This is a genomic window from Brevibacillus sp. FW301-21C12A, from assembly GCF_058788915.1.
Genome location: NZ_JBYTBG010000004.1, coordinates 58,686 through 77,045 on the forward strand (window position 1 = coordinate 58,686; position 18,360 = coordinate 77,045).

19 protein-coding genes are annotated in these 18,360 nt (G+C 55.6%); all 19 read right to left on the reverse strand.

Annotation, left to right across the window (positions count from 1 at the left end):
* Window positions 1-38: 38 nt before the first annotated feature.
* The 19 genes from AC3WQH_RS04245 to ndk all read right to left on the reverse strand — a co-directional run bounded on the left by AC3WQH_RS04245 (window position 39) and on the right by ndk (window position 18,301).
* Window positions 39-983: a tetratricopeptide repeat protein gene (locus AC3WQH_RS04245; protein ID WP_005831260.1), complete on the reverse strand. Its 945-nt coding sequence runs from the start codon at window positions 981-983 to the stop codon at window positions 39-41.
* Between the two features lie 102 nt (window positions 984-1,085).
* Window positions 1,086-1,736, reverse strand: a complete 651-nt coding sequence (locus AC3WQH_RS04250; RefSeq protein ID WP_051353869.1) for a zf-HC2 domain-containing protein — start codon at window positions 1,734-1,736, stop codon at window positions 1,086-1,088.
* Window positions 1,733-2,323 carry an RNA polymerase sigma factor gene (locus AC3WQH_RS04255; RefSeq protein WP_007785416.1) on the reverse strand — a complete coding sequence of 197 codons (591 nt, stop codon included), beginning with the start codon at window positions 2,321-2,323 and terminating at the stop codon, window positions 1,733-1,735. Before AC3WQH_RS04255 ends, AC3WQH_RS04250 begins: the two co-directional genes overlap by 4 nt.
* Window positions 2,324-2,468: 145 nt before the next feature.
* On the reverse strand, window positions 2,469-3,425 hold the full coding sequence (locus tag AC3WQH_RS04260; protein WP_241752999.1) for an amidohydrolase family protein: 957 nt from the start codon (window positions 3,423-3,425) through the stop codon (window positions 2,469-2,471).
* Window positions 3,426-3,899: 474 nt separating this feature from the next.
* Complete coding sequence (gene aroA / locus AC3WQH_RS04265) at window positions 3,900-5,183, reverse strand: 3-phosphoshikimate 1-carboxyvinyltransferase (protein ID WP_007785420.1); 1,284 nt, start codon at window positions 5,181-5,183, stop codon at window positions 3,900-3,902.
* A gap of 81 nt (window positions 5,184-5,264) precedes the next feature.
* Complete coding sequence (locus tag AC3WQH_RS04270; protein WP_007785422.1) at window positions 5,265-6,368, reverse strand: prephenate dehydrogenase; 1,104 nt, start codon at window positions 6,366-6,368, stop codon at window positions 5,265-5,267.
* A gap of 68 nt (window positions 6,369-6,436) precedes the next feature.
* On the reverse strand, window positions 6,437-7,531 hold the full coding sequence (gene hisC / locus AC3WQH_RS04275; protein WP_005831272.1) for a histidinol-phosphate transaminase: 1,095 nt from the start codon (window positions 7,529-7,531) through the stop codon (window positions 6,437-6,439).
* Between the two features lie 29 nt (window positions 7,532-7,560).
* Window positions 7,561-8,379 carry a tryptophan synthase subunit alpha gene (gene trpA, locus AC3WQH_RS04280; RefSeq protein ID WP_025843792.1) on the reverse strand — a complete coding sequence of 273 codons (819 nt, stop codon included), beginning with the start codon at window positions 8,377-8,379 and terminating at the stop codon, window positions 7,561-7,563.
* The gene (gene trpB, locus AC3WQH_RS04285; RefSeq protein ID WP_005831276.1) at window positions 8,379-9,611 is read right to left on the reverse strand and encodes a tryptophan synthase subunit beta; all 1,233 of its coding nucleotides are present in this window, start codon (window positions 9,609-9,611) and stop codon (window positions 8,379-8,381) included. The genes trpA and trpB overlap by 1 nt, the downstream gene beginning before the upstream one ends.
* Entirely contained in the window at window positions 9,571-10,242 is a 672-nt protein-coding gene (locus tag AC3WQH_RS04290; RefSeq protein ID WP_005831278.1) for a phosphoribosylanthranilate isomerase, read from the reverse strand. The genes trpB and AC3WQH_RS04290 overlap by 41 nt, the downstream gene beginning before the upstream one ends.
* Complete coding sequence (trpC, locus tag AC3WQH_RS04295; protein ID WP_238500582.1) at window positions 10,239-11,048, reverse strand: indole-3-glycerol phosphate synthase TrpC; 810 nt, start codon at window positions 11,046-11,048, stop codon at window positions 10,239-10,241. The genes AC3WQH_RS04290 and trpC overlap by 4 nt, the downstream gene beginning before the upstream one ends.
* A complete protein-coding gene (gene trpD, locus AC3WQH_RS04300; RefSeq protein ID WP_429775511.1) occupies window positions 11,038-12,063 on the reverse strand; it encodes an anthranilate phosphoribosyltransferase in 1,026 nt (341 codons plus the stop codon). The genes trpC and trpD overlap by 11 nt, the downstream gene beginning before the upstream one ends.
* A complete protein-coding gene (gene trpE / locus AC3WQH_RS04305) occupies window positions 12,057-13,571 on the reverse strand; it encodes an anthranilate synthase component I (protein WP_005831284.1) in 1,515 nt (504 codons plus the stop codon). The genes trpD and trpE overlap by 7 nt, the downstream gene beginning before the upstream one ends.
* Before the next feature lie 281 nt (window positions 13,572-13,852).
* A complete protein-coding gene (aroH, locus tag AC3WQH_RS04310) occupies window positions 13,853-14,230 on the reverse strand; it encodes a chorismate mutase (protein WP_005831286.1) in 378 nt (125 codons plus the stop codon).
* Window positions 14,230-15,333, reverse strand: a complete 1,104-nt coding sequence (aroB, locus tag AC3WQH_RS04315; protein ID WP_005831288.1) for a 3-dehydroquinate synthase — start codon at window positions 15,331-15,333, stop codon at window positions 14,230-14,232. Before aroB ends, aroH begins: the two co-directional genes overlap by 1 nt.
* Window positions 15,333-16,496 carry a chorismate synthase gene (gene aroC, locus AC3WQH_RS04320; protein WP_005831290.1) on the reverse strand — a complete coding sequence of 388 codons (1,164 nt, stop codon included), beginning with the start codon at window positions 16,494-16,496 and terminating at the stop codon, window positions 15,333-15,335. The genes aroB and aroC overlap by 1 nt, the downstream gene beginning before the upstream one ends.
* A 202-nt stretch (window positions 16,497-16,698) precedes the next feature.
* Window positions 16,699-16,866 (reverse strand): hypothetical protein, encoded by a 168-nt coding sequence (locus AC3WQH_RS04325; RefSeq protein ID WP_007785434.1) that lies wholly within the window; start codon window positions 16,864-16,866, stop codon window positions 16,699-16,701.
* Between the two features lie 77 nt (window positions 16,867-16,943).
* A complete protein-coding gene (locus AC3WQH_RS04330) occupies window positions 16,944-17,717 on the reverse strand; it encodes a CheR family methyltransferase (RefSeq protein ID WP_221842122.1) in 774 nt (257 codons plus the stop codon).
* 140 nt (window positions 17,718-17,857) lie between these two features.
* Window positions 17,858-18,301 (reverse strand): nucleoside-diphosphate kinase, encoded by a 444-nt coding sequence (gene ndk / locus AC3WQH_RS04335; RefSeq protein WP_005831294.1) that lies wholly within the window; start codon window positions 18,299-18,301, stop codon window positions 17,858-17,860.
* Between the last annotated feature and the right edge of the window lie 59 nt (window positions 18,302-18,360).

An 18,360-nucleotide genomic window follows, 5' to 3' on the forward strand; every position in this document is an offset into this window, starting at 1 on the left:
GTTCGTCGATTTTTTTATGCGCGAGCGTTTTTTTCGCTCTATTCTTCGTCTGTTTCGTGATCCCATTGGTCGTGCAACTGCTGGTATTCTTTCGCCTCGTCGTACCGTCCTGCCTGCGTCAAAAGCGCAATCAGGCGGCGAATCTGGTCGAGGTCGAAGCCGGACAGCGTCACGTATTGCTTCAAGGCGTCGATGGCCTGCTCGGTTTTGCCGAGCGACAAGTAAATGTCTGCCGCCAAAGGGTACGCGGCGACGTATTCCTCGTCAATCGCCTGCAGGGTGGTCACCAGCTCCACGGCTTCCTCCAGACGTCCCACATGGAAGCCCATCAAGGCTGCTCCGTACAGCACTTCCGGCGAGCGATCGAGCACCAACGCCTGGCGGAACACCTGGTACGCCTGCTCAAACTGGCCGCTTTGCGCCAGCGAGCGCCCTTTTGTCAACAGCAGATCGAGGCTCTCGTGGCCTGCCTCCTCCAACAGCTTCATCGCTACGTCGTCTTCGCCGATGCGGAAGTACAGATTGCCGAGTGCCGCCAAAATGTCCTGGTTGTCCGGCTCTTTTTGCCTTGCCTGCTCCAGATACTTCACCGCCACCTCATCCAAATCTTGCAGCGCGTACAAATCGGCGAGCAACAGGTCAAGCTGAATGCTTTCGTAGCCCGATTCCTTGCATTCGTAGAGCAAATGCTGCGCGGTTTCAAAATCGCTGGAATCAAGGGCAATTTCTGCGAGCAACAGTTGGCACTCTCTGCGCAAGGAAGGCTCCATGCCCGGATTTTTCTCCAGCACCTCCGACAACAGCTTGCCCGCTACTTCCAAATGTCCCAGCCGGTACCACACCTCGGCCAAATACATCATCACATCCGGAAGATCAGATCCGTGCTCCTGCACTTTTTGCAGGGCGGTCAAGCCCAGCTCCACCTCGTCGTTTTCAATCCGCTTGATTGCCTCGTCTATGACATACAGCCATTTTTTTGGCATCGTGTTCACCTCATATGTATTTTGCTTCGGCCGTATTCTCAATGAATAGCCACAAAAGACCGTCCGAGGACGGTCTTTTCTTTCCTTAATGATCTTATACCATTATGCACGAGTAAGCCAGCTCATTGTCAACACGGTTATCAAAATCCCGAAAACACTGAGCACGATCGAATAGTTAGGCTTGGCTGCATCCGCTGTCGCAGGCTTGCCATCCAGCGGAACGATGGAAGCCGTCGCACTCGCAAGCGCATCTCCCTGGGAAGAGAGCGGCTGTGCTTCTACAACGTATGTACCATCATCTGTTTGCATGGAAGAAGAGATGACTTGTGCCTTTGGCGTGTTCATCGCCATCACTTCCCCGTTAATGACGAGGGCGTTAGCCTGTTCCGTGGAGCTTGTATTCACATATAGCGTAAACGTAAACAACAGCAGCAAAAGTACGGCTACACTTGCCCCCATACGTCGCATTCTGGCTGTTACGCTGAAAATTTTTCTGCCAATCGGGATCGCCCACTGCTCCTCAGACAAAATCCGGGCCATGACCGCATCTACAATGGAACGGGAAGGCGTAACCGAATGGTACTCTTCCTTGTCCATCGCCATCCACTCCCCGCTGTCCGACCAAATTTCATAGTCGGAACGGCAGGCATAACAAGAAGCCATATGATGGTCGACGCGGCGTTGCGTCACCTCGGGCAACAGATTTTCGGCGTAGTCAGGCAGAATTTCCTGCACTTCTTCACATTTCATCATCGATTCATCCCTTCAGCTTCATCCAATTGAGGGTCCAGGATGTAGGTTTCCAACTGGCCTTTTATACTTTGGCGTGCCCGAAACAGCAAGGATTTCACGGAGCTGACGGTCAAATTGAGGATCGTGGCGATCTCTGTGTAATCCATTTGTTCGTACTCCCGCAAAATCAGGGCGGAACGCTGCTTTTCCGGCAGGTTGTTGATCGCCAGTCTGACCATGCTCTCCCGCTCGTTGCGCAACAACACCTGCTCGGGCAAGGTTTTGGGAGAAGCCATCGGCACTTGCAGCGTATCGTCCAGATACACGTCGGAGTTGCGGCTTTTGCGCAATTCGCTGAGTACGGAGTTGCGGGCTATCGTATAGAGCCAGGTGGAGAAGGTTGCTTCTACATCACGGAAAGAATGAATGCTCTTATACGCCTTGTAAAACGTCTCCTGACAGATGTCCTCAGCGATATGCTCCAAATGAGCCTGGCGCAAAAGGTGAGTGACAAATGAGAGGATCTTTTTTTCATAACGACGAATCAGTTCAGCATAGCATTCCAGATTACCTTCTTTAATCTCTCGGATAAGCTGGGAATCGGTCATGATCAGGATTACCTCCTTGCGATTCCGATCCCTCAGCGGCCTTTGTCATATTAGACTGCTGGGGATGTAAAAAGTTGCGCGACCTTACGATTCTTTTCTCGTCTCACTGCGGGAATCCTTCACGAAAAAACCCCCAATTTTGGGGTTAAATGACATAGGCGTTGGGCTTTGTGTCGAAAATCCGCCTGCCCATCCCGATTGAAGAGCTAAACTGCGCATTTCGATACATCCATTTACCGTTCGACATAACAGATGCTGGAAGATGCATTTCGCTAAAATTGAGAATAGTGGAAAGATCATACTTTGTCAACCAGTTTTCCTTTTTCAGGAAGACAATATCAGCGTCCGCCCCTGGTGTCAAGCTTCCTTTTTGCGGATAAAGCCCAATCGCCTTGGCAACGTTTGTCGAAGCGAGTCTGACGAGCAGACAAAGCAGCATTTCCGGCGAGCACCATCTCCTGCGATAGTCAATGCGAACCTCCTGCAGAGGCGAAGCGACCTGGCAGCTATCGTAAAACCTCTGATATATATATCGGACAGCCCGGTCAGTTGTTTCAGCGTTCAAACGGAAAATGTGCAAAAACGGATCGGATTGTTTTGGTTCAAAGGCCGCTGACGGATCAGCAATGACAGTACGCACCTTCCAGTATCTCGTGGCGTCCAGCCAAAGCTGCCGAATGAGATCACGCTGTTCTTTTTTTACGGAAGCATCATTTTGAATATGCAAATGCAGAATCGTTTGTTTAGACGTATGAAGTGGCAAAAGCGTTTCCCAATTTATTGTGGAAATTTCTTCTGGGCTTCGGACCGTCACATGAAAGGAAGAAAAGCCGAGCTCTGAGTACTGCGCCACCGTTCTCGGCTGTAGCTGGGCAGGCTCGATCGCCACGTGCCAGGCGTAGTCGAGTGGGCTGTTGAAGTGCCTCGTCTGCTGGTATTCCACCTGCGGCCTGCTCATCCACGGCTCCGGGCGCAACACGTCCACGAAGCTCGTACAACCGCTCCTGACGAGCTCTCGCATCACTTCTATGTACGTCTTCCCATCTTTTATTTTATACAACGATTGTGTCGGCAGTGCGACGAAACCGGGCAAAAGATACATGCCGGACGCGTCCACCTCTTCAAAGACGGTCGTCGCGGTCGTTTTGGGCAAGGTATCCTTGGCGATGCGAACGATTTTTCCGCCTGCAATCCAAATATCTGCTTCTTTGACTCCGTGCGCTGTGACTACCGCTCCTCCTCGAATGACCATTCCTTGCTCCGGCACGCTCGTCCCCTCCCGCCTCGCATCGAGCTGCAATTTGTACGAGCATATGCGCGGGCAAGGAAAAAAATACAAAAAAAGACCGCCGTTGATTGTAAGCGCATTCAAACGGCGGTAGCACACGTGTGCTTTTATGATATTGGATAGGAGTGGAGAGAAACCATACTGTAGTTTTATAATAAACGGAATGTAAGCGCTTGTCAAATCATTTTTGCTAAAAACCGCCAGACCTGTCCCGACGTTTTCCCGGCGGTTGGTAGACAGGCAAAAGAGCCTGGCTCGGTTGCGAGCGGCAGGCTCCTTTCCCTCTTTTTACTGTTGGCTGATGCGCGTAAGCAGCTCGTGGAATCCCGGGAACGATACGTCGATCGCTTCCTCGTTTTCGATTCCCGTCTCCCCTGTTGCCGCCAATCCGGCAATCGCCATCGCCATTCCGATGCGGTGATCGCCCATGCTGTCGATGACCGCGCCTGTCAGCGGAGTCTCGCCTTCGATAATCATGCCGTCCTCTGTCGGCGTGACACGACCGCCGAACTTGGAGAGCTGGCTTACGACCGTAGCGATGCGGTCGGTTTCTTTTACCTTCAGCTCCTCCGCATCGCGAATCACGGTCTTGCCCTTTGCCTGCGTCGCCATGACCGCGATCACCGGAATCTCGTCGATCAGCCGCGGAATGATGTCGCCCGCGATTTCAATGCCGTGCAACTCGGAATGGGTCACGAGCAAATCGGCAACCGGCTCTTCGTTTACGACGCGCTCGTTGAGCAGCTCCAGGCTTCCGCCCATCGCTTTGACCACGTCGATGATCCCTGTGCGGCTCGGATTGATGCCGACATTTTCGATCAACAGCGAGCTGCCGGGAACAACCATAACCGCTGCGATCAAAAACGCCGCAGAGGAAATGTCCCCTGGCACGGAGATAGCCCGTCCTGTCAGCTTTTGTCCGCCTTCTACAGATACGGTCAGGCCGTCGCGCACGACAGAGACGCCAAACGCTTGCAGCATGCGCTCCGTATGGTCGCGGGACAAATGCGGCTCCGTGACGCTGGTCACGCCGTTCGCCTGCAAGCCTGCGAGCAAAATCGCCGACTTGACCTGTGCGCTCGCTACCGGAGACTGGTAAGCGATCGCCTCCAGCTTGCCGCCGCGAATCGAGAGTGGCGTAAACTCGCCGTCTTTTCTGCCGTCGATCTTCGCGCCCATCTGGCGAAGCGGTCCGATCACGCGCCGCATCGGGCGTTTGGCGATCGACTCATCGCCTTCCATCACTACGTGAAACGGCTGTGTCGCCATAATTCCGGACATCAGGCGAATCGTCGTCCCGGAGTTGCCGACGTCGAGATGCTGCAAAGGCTCCCGCAGGCCGTACCAGCCTTTTCCGTGAACAGTCACCTTGTCGCCTTGCTGTTCGATCTCGATGCCCAAGCGGCGGAAGCAACTGATGGTGCTCAGGCAATCTGCCCCAGGCAAAAAGCCTTCAATCGTGGTGACGCCCTCTGCCAGCGCACCGAACATGACAGCGCGGTGCGAGATGGATTTATCTCCCGGAACACGCACGGTCCCTGTTATTTTTTTGGCTTGACGAACTCGAAGCACAGTTCCACTCCCCTTTGTCTCTTCAGCAATTAGTCATGCTGTGAAGCGTCTTCGTTGTAAAGTGTGTTTGTACAAAATGGCTTAGGAACGCCTGTACACATTGTAATCGAAAAAGCGCAGAAGTTCCTCCCCTTTTTCCATCTCCTCCTGGGAATGGAAGGTGATGCGCAGCGCTCCGTATATGTCTTCACGCGTCTCTCTGATTTGCAGGTTGGTAATGTTGATCTGCTTCGCTCCCAAAAGCGTCGTGATGCGGCCAATCTCCCCCGGATGGTCGGGAATGTCGATATACAGGTCGTTCAGAGGCGGCAAAGCCCCGGCTTTGCGCTCCGGCAGGCCGTCGCGAAAATCGCGCGCTGTCTGGAAAAACCGCTCAATGCCTTCTGGATCGCCCTCTTCCACAAGCTCGATAACATCCTCCAGAGCTTTTGTCCAATCTTTGGCGATTTTTAACAGCGGCTCGCGGTTTTGCAGGAGCACATCGCGCCACATCCGCGGGTTGCTGGACGCAATGCGCGTAATGTCGCGGAAGCCGCCTGCGGCCAGGCGTGCGTGCCAGCCGTTTTCCTCGTCGTAGCCCGCAACCAGATTGACCAGCGCGGATGCCAGCACGTGCGGGAAGTGGCTGACCGCGCCCACTACCTGATCGTGGGTGTCAGCGTCCATTTGCACGACTTTTGCCCGCGTCAGCGAGAGCAATTCGGTCAGGCGCTCGACTTTTTCAGGCGGGGTGCCCGGTGCGGGCGTCAATACGTAATAGGCATTCTCCAACAGCCTGTCCGAAGCCGCTTCGACCCCTGACTTGTGCGAGCCTGCCATCGGGTGTCCACCAATGAACGTCACGCGCTCCGGGATGACTTCTACGGCTTGTCTGACGATGCCGGCCTTGGTGCTGCCCACGTCTGTTACAATGACGTCTGGCTGCAGCTCCATGTCTTGCAAATGCTGCAAGGTAGCGACGATCTGCTCGACAGGCGCAGCGAGAAAAATGACATTCGCTTCCCGGACGGCCGTTTGCAAATCGGTCGTGCCTGCGTGGATGACGCCGAGCGTCAACGCTTTATCTAACGGTTCTTGACGTACGTCGTAACCGACGACCCGGATGTTGGGGTCCCGTCGCATCGACAAAGCGATCGAACCGCCGATCAATCCGACTCCGATTACGGCGATAGTAATTTTTTTCATCTCCACTTCCTGTCCTTCCTTGTTCGCGTAGACAAAGATGCCGGGGCACGCCCGGCATCTTTTGTCCGTTATTTCAATGCGCCAGTCACAATTTCTTTCAACACAGACAAAATCTTTTCATTCTGTTCTTTCGTTCCCACCGTAATCCGCTGGTATCCCGGGAAGCCGAGTGCATTCCCCGAGCGCACGATGATGCCGTGCGTCAACAGCTTTTTGAACACTTCATCGGAATCTCTTTTCAGGTCAACCAAAATGAAGTTGGTCTGCGACGGGAAGTAAGAAAGTCCCCACTCGTCAAAAGCGTCCGTCAATTGCTTCAGCCCTTCGCGGTTGCGCTCGCGGCATGCGGCCACGAACTCCTGGTCGCGCAAGGCCGCACGAGCTGCTACTTGACCGAGCGCTCCGGTGTTGAACGGTTCGCGCACGTGCTCCAGTGCAGACACCAGCTCTTCGGAGGCGATGCCGTAGCCGATCCGCAGCGTTGCCAGACCGTAAATTTTGGAGAACGTCCGCAAAATAATCAGATTCGGATACTGATCGAGCAAAGGAACGGTTTGTGGATATTTTGGATCAACAACATACTCGTAATAAGCTTCATCCAAAACAACGAGAACGCTGCTCGGCACTTTTTTCAGGAACGCTTCCAGCTCTGTCGCAGTCACGATGGTACCGGACGGGTTGTTCGGGTTACATACCCATACGACTTTTGTCTGTTCGTTGATGGCTGCTGCCATCGCTTCCAGATCGTGAACGCCGTCCTTGAGCGGAACCTCGATCAGCTCTGCCCCTTCGATAATCGCATTGGAGCGATACTGGGAAAAGGTAGGAGTCGCCATGACCGTGTTCGTGCCTTCACTCAAAAAAGCGCGGGAGATCATCAACAAATTTTCGTCGGAACCATTGCCGAAAATGAGTTGACTAGGCTTCACGCCGAGGAAATCGGCCAAATCCCAGCGCAGGCTGAGGCTTGCGCCGTCCGGGTAAAGAGCGAGATTGTCCAGTTGCTCCGCAATGGCCGCCTTCGCCTTAGGCGAGCAGCCGTAAGGGTTCTCGTTGGACGCCAGCTTGATTACTTCTGTCAAACCAAACTCCCGTTTGACGTCTTCAATGGGCTTCCCTGGCTGATATACCGGGGCATTGAGTATGCGTTGCTTCGGTTGCATCCACGTTCACTCCAGTCACATTTTTCCCATTATTGTAGCGCACTCGCCAACTGTTGTACAAACGTTTTTATTTTTTCAACAGCAACTGGCATTTGTGCCGGATCTTTCAGTTGGTCCTCGTGCTGTTCAATCTGCTGCACGATCGCGCTGCCCACGATCACGCCGTCTGCATGCGGCGCTACGGCCCGCACCTGCTCTGACGTGGAGATGCCGAATCCGACGGCAGTCGGCGCAGTCGTGCTTGCTTTTACCCGCGCCAAAAAGTCCGCCAAGTCTTCGCGCAAGTCTGTCCGCGCTCCCGTCACGCCGAGCGACGAAACGCAGTACAAAAAGCCTGTCGCCTGCTCGCCGATCGTCTGGATGCGCGTATCGGACGTCGGTGCCACGAGCGAAATGACGTGCAAGCCGTTTTGCTTCGCGGCAGCCACGGCTGGGCCGTTTTCTTCAATCGGCAAATCCGGAATGACGACGCCGTCTGCTCCATGCGCGGCCAGGTCGGCGAAAAAGCGTTCGATTCCGTATTGCAGCACGGGATTGAAGTAAGAAAACAGGACGATGCCCGCTTCTACGCCCGACTCTCGCAGGCGGGAGACGAGCTGCAAGGCGTCTGCGATCGACACGCCGTGTTGCAGCGCACGCTGCGAGGCGCGCTGGATCGTAGGGCCATCTGCCAGCGGATCGGAATACGGAACGCCAAGCTCGATCACGTCCGCTCCGGCCTCCACCATCGCAGTCACGAGTTGAAACGTCGCTTCCAAGGTCGGATCTCCTACCGTAATAAACGGGATAAAACGCTTGCGGCTGCGATCCGCAAACAAACGGTCAATTCGATTCGTTGCTGCCGTCATCATGCCACTCCCCCTTCTGTGCGTTCCGCCAGCGCTTCCTGGATGGTCAGCACGTCTTTGTCCCCGCGTCCCGACAGGCAAATGACGATGATCTTCTCCGGCGACATTTGCGGAGCGCGCTTGATGACCTCAGCAATCGCGTGGGCGCTCTCCAGTGCGGGAATAATCCCTTCCGTGCGGCACAAAAGCTCGACGGCCGCGAGCGCCTCCGCATCGGTTACGGACGTGTACGTCACTCTCCCGGTATCTTTTAAATACGCATGCTCAGGGCCGACGCCCGGGTAGTCCAGCCCCGCCGAGATCGAGTGCGCCTCTTGCACCTGTCCGTGCGCATCCTGCAGCAAGTAGGTGAGCGAGCCGTGAATCACGCCTGGCCGCCCAAGGGTCAATGTCGCGGCATGCTTGTCTGTCTCGATTCCTTTTCCTGCCGCTTCCACGCCGCGAAGCGCGACAGACTCATCCTGAATAAACGGGTAAAACATCCCGATCGCGTTGCTGCCGCCGCCTACGCAGGCGACTACCTCGTCGGGCAGCTTGCCGAGTTGCTGCAAAATTTGCTTACGCGTCTCCTCCCCGATAATTTTCTGGAACTCGCGCACCATGTACGGATACGGATGCGGGCCGACGACCGAGCCGATCACGTAAAACGTCTCCTCTACGTGCGAAACCCAGTGGCGAATCGCCTCGTTCGTCGCGTCCTTCAGCGTCCGCGAGCCGGACACGGCCGGAATGACTTCCGCTCCCAACAAGTTCATGCGAAAGACGTTCAACGATTGGCGGCGAATGTCTTCCTCGCCCATGAACACTTTGCAGGAAAGTCCGAGCTTCGCGGCGACCGTCGCGCTGGCAACGCCGTGCTGCCCCGCTCCCGTCTCTGCGATAATCGCCTTTTTGCCCATACGCTTTGCCAAAAGCGCCTGCCCGAGCGCATTGTTCAGCTTGTGCGCCCCGGTATGGTTGAGGTCTTCGCGCTTGAGGTAAATTTGCGCCCCGCCAAGCGCCTCCGTCAGCCGCTCCGCATGTGTCAGCGGCGTAGGGCGACCTGCGTATTTGCTGAGCAGCTCATTCAGCTCGGCTACGAACTGTGGATCACGTCGCGCTTCCTCAAAAGCAGCCTCCAGCTCGTACAAAGCATTCATCAACGTCTCTGGCACGAATTTTCCGCCGAACGCTCCAAACCGTCCGTTCTCGTCAGGCACGACCCGCGTGGTTGTCTGTGTATTGCTTGGCATGCGCCTTCACCCTCTCCACCAGTTTTTTTATCTTTTCTCCGTCTTTCTCTCCATCCGTCTCTACTCCGCTGGACACGTCGATCACCGCAGCCTGGTACGTGCCAATCAGCTCGGCTACGTTTTCGGCATGAATCCCGCCTGCGATGATGCAATCCGCTTCCTTGCACTTCGCTTGCAGCAGCGGAATTTGCTCCCACGAAAACTTTTTCCCTGTTCCGCCTGCTTGCGCCGGATCGTACGTATCGAACAAAAAGGCGCTTACAATCCCCTGATACGCTTCCAGCGACGCGGAGGCATCCGCTTCGCCTCCAACAGCCAGTGCCTTCCATACCGGCACCGAAAACCGCTCTCGCACTTGGCGGCAAAATTCCGGCGTCTCCTGGCCGTGCAGTTGAATGACAGAAAGCGGCGCTTCCGCGAGCACTTCAGCCAGCTCATCCATCGTCGGATTGACAAACACGCCGACAGCCGGCGGGTGGCCGAAAACGGCAGCGAGCAGCCTCCCTGCCGTTTTCGCGTCTACCTTGCGCTTGCTTGGCGCAAACACCAGACCGACATAGTCGACGTCCAGCTCTTTTAGCAGCGCAAGCGTCTCCGGGCGTTTGATCCCGCAAATTTTCAACCGGGTCACAAGCTCACCCCCGCCTTGCTGCCTTTCGCTGGTCCGACCAGATCGAAAACCGCCTGTTTCACGTCTTGCTGGCGCATGAAGTGCTCGCCGACCAAAACCACTCTCGCTCCCGCCTGTCTGACGTTTTCCACATCGGTCGCAGAAGAAATGCCGCTTTCGCTAACGACAGTCAGGGAAGCAGGCAGCTCCGCGAGCAGTTCGTGCGTCACCGCGAGATCGGTCTGAAACGTATGCAGGTTGCGGTTGTTGATCCCGAGCAGCTTCGGTTCGATCGCGCGGAAAACGAGCTCGCACTCCCGCTTGTCGTGGACTTCGACGAGGACGTCCATCCCGAGTTGTTCCGCCGTCTGCGACAAATGCCGCAGTTGCTCGTGCGTAAGGATCGCGGCGATGAGCAAAATGCAATCCGCTCCGGCTGCCCGCGCTTCCACTACCTGAATGTCTTCGATGAGAAAATCTTTTCGCAGCAAAGGACGGTCTACCGCTTCGCGAATGCCCTGCAAATAAGCGAGACTGCCCTGGAAAAACGACTCGTCGGTCAAGACGGACAGGCACTCGGCCTCAGCCGCCTGATACGCCCGCGCAATCGCGAGCGGGTCAAAATCCGGGCGAATCAGCCCTTTGGACGGCGAAGCCTTTTTCACTTCGGCAATTACGCTGACCGGGCGGCTGCTCTGTTCCAGCGCCTGGCGAAAGCCGCGCGGACGCTCCTGCGCTTTGGCTTGCTGCAGCAAGGCCGCTACCGTCGTCTCTTTTTGCAGGCGAGCGATTTCCTCGCGTTTTTTTTCCACGATTTTATGAAGCATGAATCATCCCTCCTGCAATTTGCCGAATGTGCTCCAGCTTGCGCATGACGAGTCCGTCGTCAATCAGCTCCGCTGCCCGGATCACGCCTGCTTCGATCGAGCGAACGCGATTCGCCAGGTAGAGGATCGCCCCTGCGTTTAACAGCACGATGTCGCGCGCCGCCCCGCGCTTGCCAGCGAACACCTCGCGAATGATCGTCGCGTTTTCGCACGCGTCTCCGCCGCGCAGCGCTTCTTTTTCATGGCGGCGCAATCCGAACTGTTCTGGGTCGATCTCATACGTGCGAATCTCGCCGTCACGCAGCTCCGCGATCTGGCTTGTTCCCGTCACGGTCAGCTCATCCAGCCCGTCAGAGCCAGCCACGACCAGCGCCCGCTCTACATGTAGCTCGCGCAGGACAGCCGCGACAGTCGGCAGCAGCTTCGCATCATAGACGCCCATGAGCTGATGGCTGGCGTTTGCCGGATTCGTCAGCGGGCCAAGCAGGTTGAAAACGGTGCGCACGGCCAGCTCCTTGCGCGGACCTGCCGCATGCTTCATCGCCTGGTGGTAGAGCGGCGCGAACAAAAAGCACAGGTTGGTCGCACGCAGACAATCAGCGGCGGACTTGGGCGACAGGTTGACCGGAACGCCCAGCTCTTCGAGGACGTCTGCACTGCCGCTTTTGCTCGACACAGCCCGGTTGCCGTGCTTGGCGATCCGCACGCCGTCGCTCGCCGCCACAATCGCACTGGCTGTCGAGATATTGAACGTGTTGCTGCCGTCTCCCCCTGTGCCGCACGTATCGACCAGACCCGGCAGCTCGATCGGAAAACGCATCGCCCGGGCGCGCATCGCCTGCGCAAACCCGATGATTTCCTCTACTTGCTCGCCCTTGAGCCGCATACTCGCCAAAAAGGCTCCGATCTGGGCTGGCGTCGCTTTGCCGTCCATGATTTCTCCCATCGCTTCCTCTGCGATTGCTCGCGACAAATCGTTTCCTTGCAAAATTTGCTCCAATACATGGGTCAGCATGGCAATACCTCCTTGCGCACAAATAGCTGTTCTGCCTTTTCCAAAGCCGAAATCATCGCGGCTGCCTTGTTTACCGTCTCCTGGTATTCGCTTGCGGGAACCGAGTCGGCGACGATGCCTGCTCCTGCCTGCACGTGCGCGTACCCATCCTGGAAAAACAACGTCCGGATCGTGATGCAACTGTCGAGCGAGCCGTCGAAGGAAATGTAGCCGATCGCTCCAGCGTACAGATGGCGGGCATCCGGTTCCAGCTCGGCGATAATCTCCATCGCCCGCAGCTTGGGCGAGCCGGAGACGGTCCCGGCCGGGAAGGCGCTGAGCAGGGCGTCAAAAGCGTGTAGCCCCTCGCGCAGCTTGCCCGTCACGTGCGACACCATGTGCATCACATGCGAGTAATTTTCGATGACGAGCGCCTCTTCCACGCGGACGCTGCCGTAAGCCGACACCTTGCCGACATCGTTGCGGCCCAGGTCCAGAAGCATGTAATGCTCCGCCCGTTCCTTTTTGTCGGCCAAAAGGTCTGCCGCCAGCTCCTCGTCCTCCTGCGGCGTCGCGCCTCTTTTTCTCGTTCCGGCGATCGGGCGCATCTCGACTTTTTCATCCTCGACCCGCACGAGCAGCTCGGGAGACGTACCGACGACCGTCTCGCCCTCGTATTCGAGGTAGTACATGTACGGCGAAGGATTCAGCGTGCGAAGCAGTCTGTACACGGCAAACGGATCAACGTCGGTCTTGACGGAAAAACGTTGCGAGAGCACTACCTGGAAAATATCGCCCGCTGCGATGTACTCTTTTGCCTGCTCGACCATCCGCTCGTACTGCTCGCGGCTCATGTTCGGCTCGACGTTGAGCGGGGCTGGTGACTGGGTTTCTACCTGGATGCGGCTGTCCACCTCCAGCGGAGCGGTTACCTTTGTAGCGAGCTGCTCCAGCCTTTCGCAGACTAGCTTGTATTTTTCGTCAATAACCTCGGCGGAATCTCCCGGCTCTACGTGCAAGTTGACGATCAACTGAATTTCCTGCTTCAAGTGATCGAAAGCGATCATTTCGTCGACGAAGAGGAAGCGCATGTCTGGCACGCGCACTGCCTCTTGGCGGTGCGCCGGCAAATTTTCAAAATAGCGCAGGGTGTTGTAGCCAAAAAAGCCTACGGCCCCGCCGCTCAAGCGGGGAAAGCCGGGCAGCTTCGGGCTCTTGAAGCGATCCGTCTCCTGGCGCAAAAAGTGGACGGGATTGCCTGTCAAAGCTTTTCGCTCTCCGCTGCGCGTCACTACGGAGATGTCTTCCCCTTTTGCTTCCACGATTTGAAAAGGGTTCATCCCGATGAACGAGAAACGGGCCCAACGCGCTCCGCCTTCCACGCTCTCCAGCAAAAACGAATCACTCGTACGAATCTTCTGATACAATCGGATGGGTGTCTCCTGGTCTGCCAAAAGCTTCAGGCTCACAGGAATCAGGGAATAGGTCGCCGAAAGGTTCTTGACCTCAGCAAGGGAGGGAAAATACATGAACTCTCATCTCCTTTTTAGTGGGAGCGAAAAGGGAGAACAACCGCCTTTTCACTGCCCGCTGCCTAGAGCGAGAGGTAGGGGGGAGAAAAAATATACAAAAAAACCCAGCGACAGAACTGGATTGGGTAGACAAATATGTACCCAGCCTGCTCTTCTCTCCTCAACCTAACTCATCTCAACTCTGCTCTACTCATTCTCAACTCAGCCGGTATTGGCTCTTCTTCTGCAAAAACGAGGCGCTCTCGTTTCACTTATGGTAAAAGAGAGCGCCCTGATTGTCAACTGCGATTTGTCAAATCCGGGCGAAGCTTGACTGCATCCCGCAAAAAGACGTGCTGAATCTCTTTTGCCGACTTCTCTGTGTTGACGTGCATCATGACGCGAATACAGAGGGGCAAGCTGCCCGGCACAGGAATTTCCCGCGCGCACATCAGCGGGACATACTGCCAGGCCTCCCCTTCCAACAGACGCGCCGCCTGGGCGGGAAACGTCGCACATAAATCCTCTGTCGTCGTGATGATGATGCTGCCGATCTCTTCCGGATTTACTTCATTGCGCGTGACCATTTCTTCCAGGAGCCACTTGGTGGAAGAGACAATCTCTTCCCGCGTATCGGCTTCTACCGTAACCGCGCCTCTGATTCCTCGCATTCCCATTACAAAGCCTCCGCTTCTTCACTCATTACTGTCAGGATGAGCTGTTCGTCTACGTGTTTCCCAATCTCCGCCTGCCCGATTGCGCTAGGCAATACGAGGGCAAGCTGGCCGCCGACTGTCTTTTTATCCCGCTTCATCGCCTCGAGGACGTCTTGCGGCTCAAGTCCTTTTGGCCAAGCCGTTGGCAAATGGTACAGGCTGAGCAAATGCTTCGTGCGATCGTACACGCCTCTTTGCGCCAAGCCGATTCGCTCCGCTACTTTGGCGGCGATGCACATCCCGATGGAAATGGCTTCGCCGTGATTCAACGTCGCGTACGCCGACAGCGCCTCAAACGCATGGCCGAATGTGTGCCCCAAATTCAAAAGCGCACGCTGGCCCTGCTCGGTTTCGTCGGCAGAGACAACCGCAGCCTTGACGGCGCAGCCTCTTTCGATCGCTTTCCCTAACAATTCTGAATCAAGCTCCCACAGGCGGGCGGCGTTCTCCTCCAGCCAATCCACAAAGGAGGCGTCCGAAATAAGAGCGTGCTTGATGACTTCGGCAAAGCCTGCGGCCACTTCGCGCTTGGGCAAGGTGTGCAGCACCTTTGTGTCGTAGATCACGACGCGAGGCTGATGAAAAGCACCGATCAAGTTTTTCCCCAACGGGTGATTGATCGCCACTTTTCCTCCGACTGAGCTGTCGTGAGCGAGCAACGTCGTCGGCAACTGGACAAAGTCAATGCCGCGCATGAACGTAGCCGCCACAAAGCCAGCCAAATCCCCCACGACGCCGCCGCCCAGCGCGAGAATTGCGGATTTGCGGTCCAGTCCGCCCTGAATCGCTTCGGTCATCAACCGTTCGTAGACAGCGAGACTTTTCGATTGCTCGCCCGCTTCCACGACGCTCGCTATCGCATTGTATCCGGCAGCGCGCAGAGCATCGCGCAGCGGCTCTAAGTAACGAACCGCCACATGCTCATCTGTAATAATCATCAGTTTGCTTGTGGAGACAACTCCTGCCTCCGCAAGCAAATCAGGAACCTGCTGCAATAGAGAATCGCCGATCACAATCTCGTAAGAACGCTCTCCCAGCTCTACTGTCAGTCTGTTGGTCTTCATTAGAATTTCTCCGTGTACGCGCGGTATTCACGCACGTTTTCGATCATGTCGTCCATCGAATCGCTCGGGAACTTCTCGCACATCGCCTGCGCGATCTCCCACGCGACTACCGCTTCCGCTACGACGCTCGCAGCCGGAACCGCGCAACTGTCGGAGCGCTCGATGCTCGCGGAAAACGGCTCGCGGGAGTCGATATCCACGCTCATGAGCGGCTTGTACAGCGTCGGGATCGGCTTCATCACGCCGCGCACGACCACAGGCATCCCCGTCGTCATGCCGCCCTCCAAACCGCCTGCGCGATTCGTTTTGCGGCTGTAGCCGGTCTCTTCGTTCCAGATGATTTCGTCGTGGACTTGCGAGCCTTTCAAGCCTGCCGCCTCAAACCCGATGCCGATTTCCACGCCTTTGAACGCCTGAATGCTCATGATCGCCTGCGCCAGTCGTCCGTCAAGCTTGCGATCCCATTGCACGTGGCTGCCAAGGCCGATCGGCACGCCTTCCACGATTACTTCGACCACGCCGCCGAGGGAATCGCCGTCTTCTTTTGCCTTGTCGATCGCCGCCATCATGAGCGGCTCCGCTTCTTTATCCAGGCAACGAACCGGCGATTCTTCCGTCCGGGCAATCAGCTCTTCCAGGCTGACCTCCTGACGCTTCGCCACCACATCATTGATCTGCAAAACTTGTCCGCCGATCCGGATGCCGAAAGCCGCCAGCAATTGGCGAGCGACAGCCCCTACGGCCACGCGGATTGTCGTTTCGCGGGCGCTGGAACGTTCCAGAATATTTCGCATATCGCGCTGATGGTATTTAATCGCACCATTCAGGTCAGCGTGGCCTGGACGCGGGCGAGAGACGCGGCGCTTTTCCTCTGCGCCCTCTTCTACCGGCTCGGCACTCATGATCGTTTGCCAGTGAGTCCAATCCTTATTTTCAACGACCAGCGTGATCGGTGCCCCTGTCGTATAACCGTGGCGCACGCCGGACAAAATTTTCACCTGGTCTTTTTCAATCTGCATTCTGCGGCCACGTCCATGCCCTTTTTGACGACGTGCCAACTGTTCATTGATTGCCTCAACCGAAATCGGCAAGTTGCTCGGAACTCCCTCGATGATCGCCGTAAGCTGCGGGCCGTGAGATTCCCCTGCTGTCAAGTAACGCATCTCTTCCTTCCTCCATCCTCCAGGCAGCTTGTATCCCCATTCCTTCCGGTTCGGGTCGCTGTCCTTTATCACTTTTAAGCGCTATAATATCATACCTGTCTCGCTGTGGAAACACAAAAGTAGAAACCTGCGCGAAAACCTTTCGTTTGCAGAAAAAACGCCCCTCCGACGGGAGAAGCGCTTCGTTTGCAGATGGCGCTGATTAAAAAGGATCGACCATCAAAAAAGGATTGGGGCTAAGCGGCCTTCTGGAATGATCCACACGTATCAAATCATCCAGTTGAGTTTTTTCAGCCCCAAGTATTTGTCCGCATTCTTGCAACGTAATCAAACCCCGACGGTATGCTTCGATGACCTTGTGCTTATCCATCTGCTGCCTCCCTTGGCAAAGTAAGTATTCCTAGTCTTGGGAAAAAAGAGCAGCGTTATACGAAAGGCCGAGGGGATTTATCCCATTTTTCGATAAAAGAACGTATCTTCCGTCTCCAACTGGTATTGCTGGGGCTGGAAAATTTGCTCCGTGCTGCCGACAAACAGCACGCCGCCCGGTTTGAGCGCCCGGCTGAACTTGTGGTACAGCTCGTGCTTCGCCTCTTCCGTGAAATAGATCATCACGTTGCGGCAGATGATGAGATCGAACTGCGTGTCAAACGCATCAGCTAGCAAGTTGTGCTTCTTGAACGTGACACGTCTCTTCACCTCGTCGGAAATCCGGTAGCTGAGCGCGTCCTTGACGAAGTACTTGTCCACCAGCTCCTTCGGACAATCCTGCAACGAACGGTCCGTGAAAACGCCTTGCTTGGCCTTGGCCAGCGCGCCCTCATCAATATCGGATGCCAGCACAGTCGCGTCCAGACGCTTGCGCAGCAAGATCAGCGAGAGCGTGTACGGCTCCTCGCCAGTGGAACAAGCGGCACTCCAGCATTTGATGCGCGACGATTGCTTGGCGAGCCGCGGCAAGATCTTGTTCTCAAGAACTTCCCAGCGCCCAGGGTTGCGGAAAAACTCCGAGACGTTGATCGTCATCCGATCGAGAAATTCGTAAAACAGTTCCTTGTCCTTTGCAATCGCATCGAAATATTGGACAAACGTGCCATAGCCCCGCTTTTGCCGCAACGAAGTCAGGCGCCGCTTCATCTGTGCTTCCTTGTAGAGGGCAAGATCAATTCCGGTCATTTTTTTCACACTAGCGATAAATTGGAGAAAGTCCTTATCTTCCATACAGAATTGTACCCCCTTGAAAACTCTTAACTCTTTGATTTCGCTAATATTCGCCAAAATCCTATCACTTCTCGGGGAGATTTTGACGAAAAAAAGAAAAAACCCCACGCATGGGGTTTTTTCGTCGTTGGATCGGCAAATTAGATCCAGCGTTGGATTGTTTTCTCGAAGGAGAGAACTTCATCAGCGGAGAACCAGAGGCCGATTTCACGCTCAGCGCTTTCTGGGGAATCGGAACCGTGGATGATGTTCATGCCAACGGAAGTCGCGAAATCGCCGCGGATTGTACCAGCAGCCGCATCAACCGGGTTTGTTTTGCCCATCATCGCACGAGCAGTGGAGATGACGTTGTTTCCTTGCCATACCATTGCGAATACAGGACCGGAAGTGATGAAGTCAACCAGTTCGCCGAAGAACGGGCGCTCTTTGTGCTCGGCGTAGTGTTGTTCAGCCAGTTCGCGGCTTACTACCATCAGTTTAGCACCAACGAGTTGGTAGCCTTTTTTCTCGAAACGGGATACGATTTCTCCGATCAGGTTACGTTGTACGCCGTCAGGTTTTACCATAAGGAACGTTTTTTCCATTGTAAGTATGCCTCCATCAAAGCTATGTATTGGTGTTTACAACACCAACGAAAATTTTA

Excerpts from the sequence above, each read along its gene's own strand:
- AC3WQH_RS04245 (WP_005831260.1), bottom strand. The coding sequence starts at position 983 with ATGCCAAAAAAATGGCTGTATGTCATAGACGAGGCAATCAAGCGGATT.
- AC3WQH_RS04250 (WP_051353869.1), bottom strand. The coding sequence starts at position 1,736 with ATGATGAAATGTGAAGAAGTGCAGGAAATTCTGCCTGACTACGCCGAA.
- AC3WQH_RS04255 (WP_007785416.1), bottom strand. The coding sequence starts at position 2,323 with ATGACCGATTCCCAGCTTATCCGAGAGATTAAAGAAGGTAATCTGGAA.
- AC3WQH_RS04260 (WP_241752999.1), bottom strand. The coding sequence starts at position 3,425 with ATGTATCTTTTGCCCGGTTTCGTCGCACTGCCGACACAATCGTTGTAT.
- AC3WQH_RS04270 (WP_007785422.1), bottom strand. The coding sequence starts at position 6,368 with ATGAAAAAAATTACTATCGCCGTAATCGGAGTCGGATTGATCGGCGGT.
- hisC (WP_005831272.1), bottom strand. The coding sequence starts at position 7,531 with ATGCAACCGAAGCAACGCATACTCAATGCCCCGGTATATCAGCCAGGG.
- trpA (WP_025843792.1), bottom strand. The coding sequence starts at position 8,379 with ATGACGGCAGCAACGAATCGAATTGACCGTTTGTTTGCGGATCGCAGC.
- trpB (WP_005831276.1), bottom strand. The coding sequence starts at position 9,611 with ATGCCAAGCAATACACAGACAACCACGCGGGTCGTGCCTGACGAGAAC.
- trpC (WP_238500582.1), bottom strand. The coding sequence starts at position 11,048 with ATGCTTCATAAAATCGTGGAAAAAAAACGCGAGGAAATCGCTCGCCTG.
- trpD (WP_429775511.1), bottom strand. The coding sequence starts at position 12,063 with ATGCTGACCCATGTATTGGAGCAAATTTTGCAAGGAAACGATTTGTCG.
- trpE (WP_005831284.1), bottom strand. The coding sequence starts at position 13,571 with ATGTATTTTCCCTCCCTTGCTGAGGTCAAGAACCTTTCGGCGACCTAT.
- aroH (WP_005831286.1), bottom strand. The coding sequence starts at position 14,230 with ATGGGAATGCGAGGAATCAGAGGCGCGGTTACGGTAGAAGCCGATACG.
- aroB (WP_005831288.1), bottom strand. The coding sequence starts at position 15,333 with ATGAAGACCAACAGACTGACAGTAGAGCTGGGAGAGCGTTCTTACGAG.
- aroC (WP_005831290.1), bottom strand. The coding sequence starts at position 16,496 with ATGCGTTACTTGACAGCAGGGGAATCTCACGGCCCGCAGCTTACGGCG.
- AC3WQH_RS04325 (WP_007785434.1), bottom strand. The coding sequence starts at position 16,866 with ATGGATAAGCACAAGGTCATCGAAGCATACCGTCGGGGTTTGATTACG.
- AC3WQH_RS04330 (WP_221842122.1), bottom strand. The coding sequence starts at position 17,717 with ATGGAAGATAAGGACTTTCTCCAATTTATCGCTAGTGTGAAAAAAATG.
- ndk (WP_005831294.1), bottom strand. The coding sequence starts at position 18,301 with ATGGAAAAAACGTTCCTTATGGTAAAACCTGACGGCGTACAACGTAAC.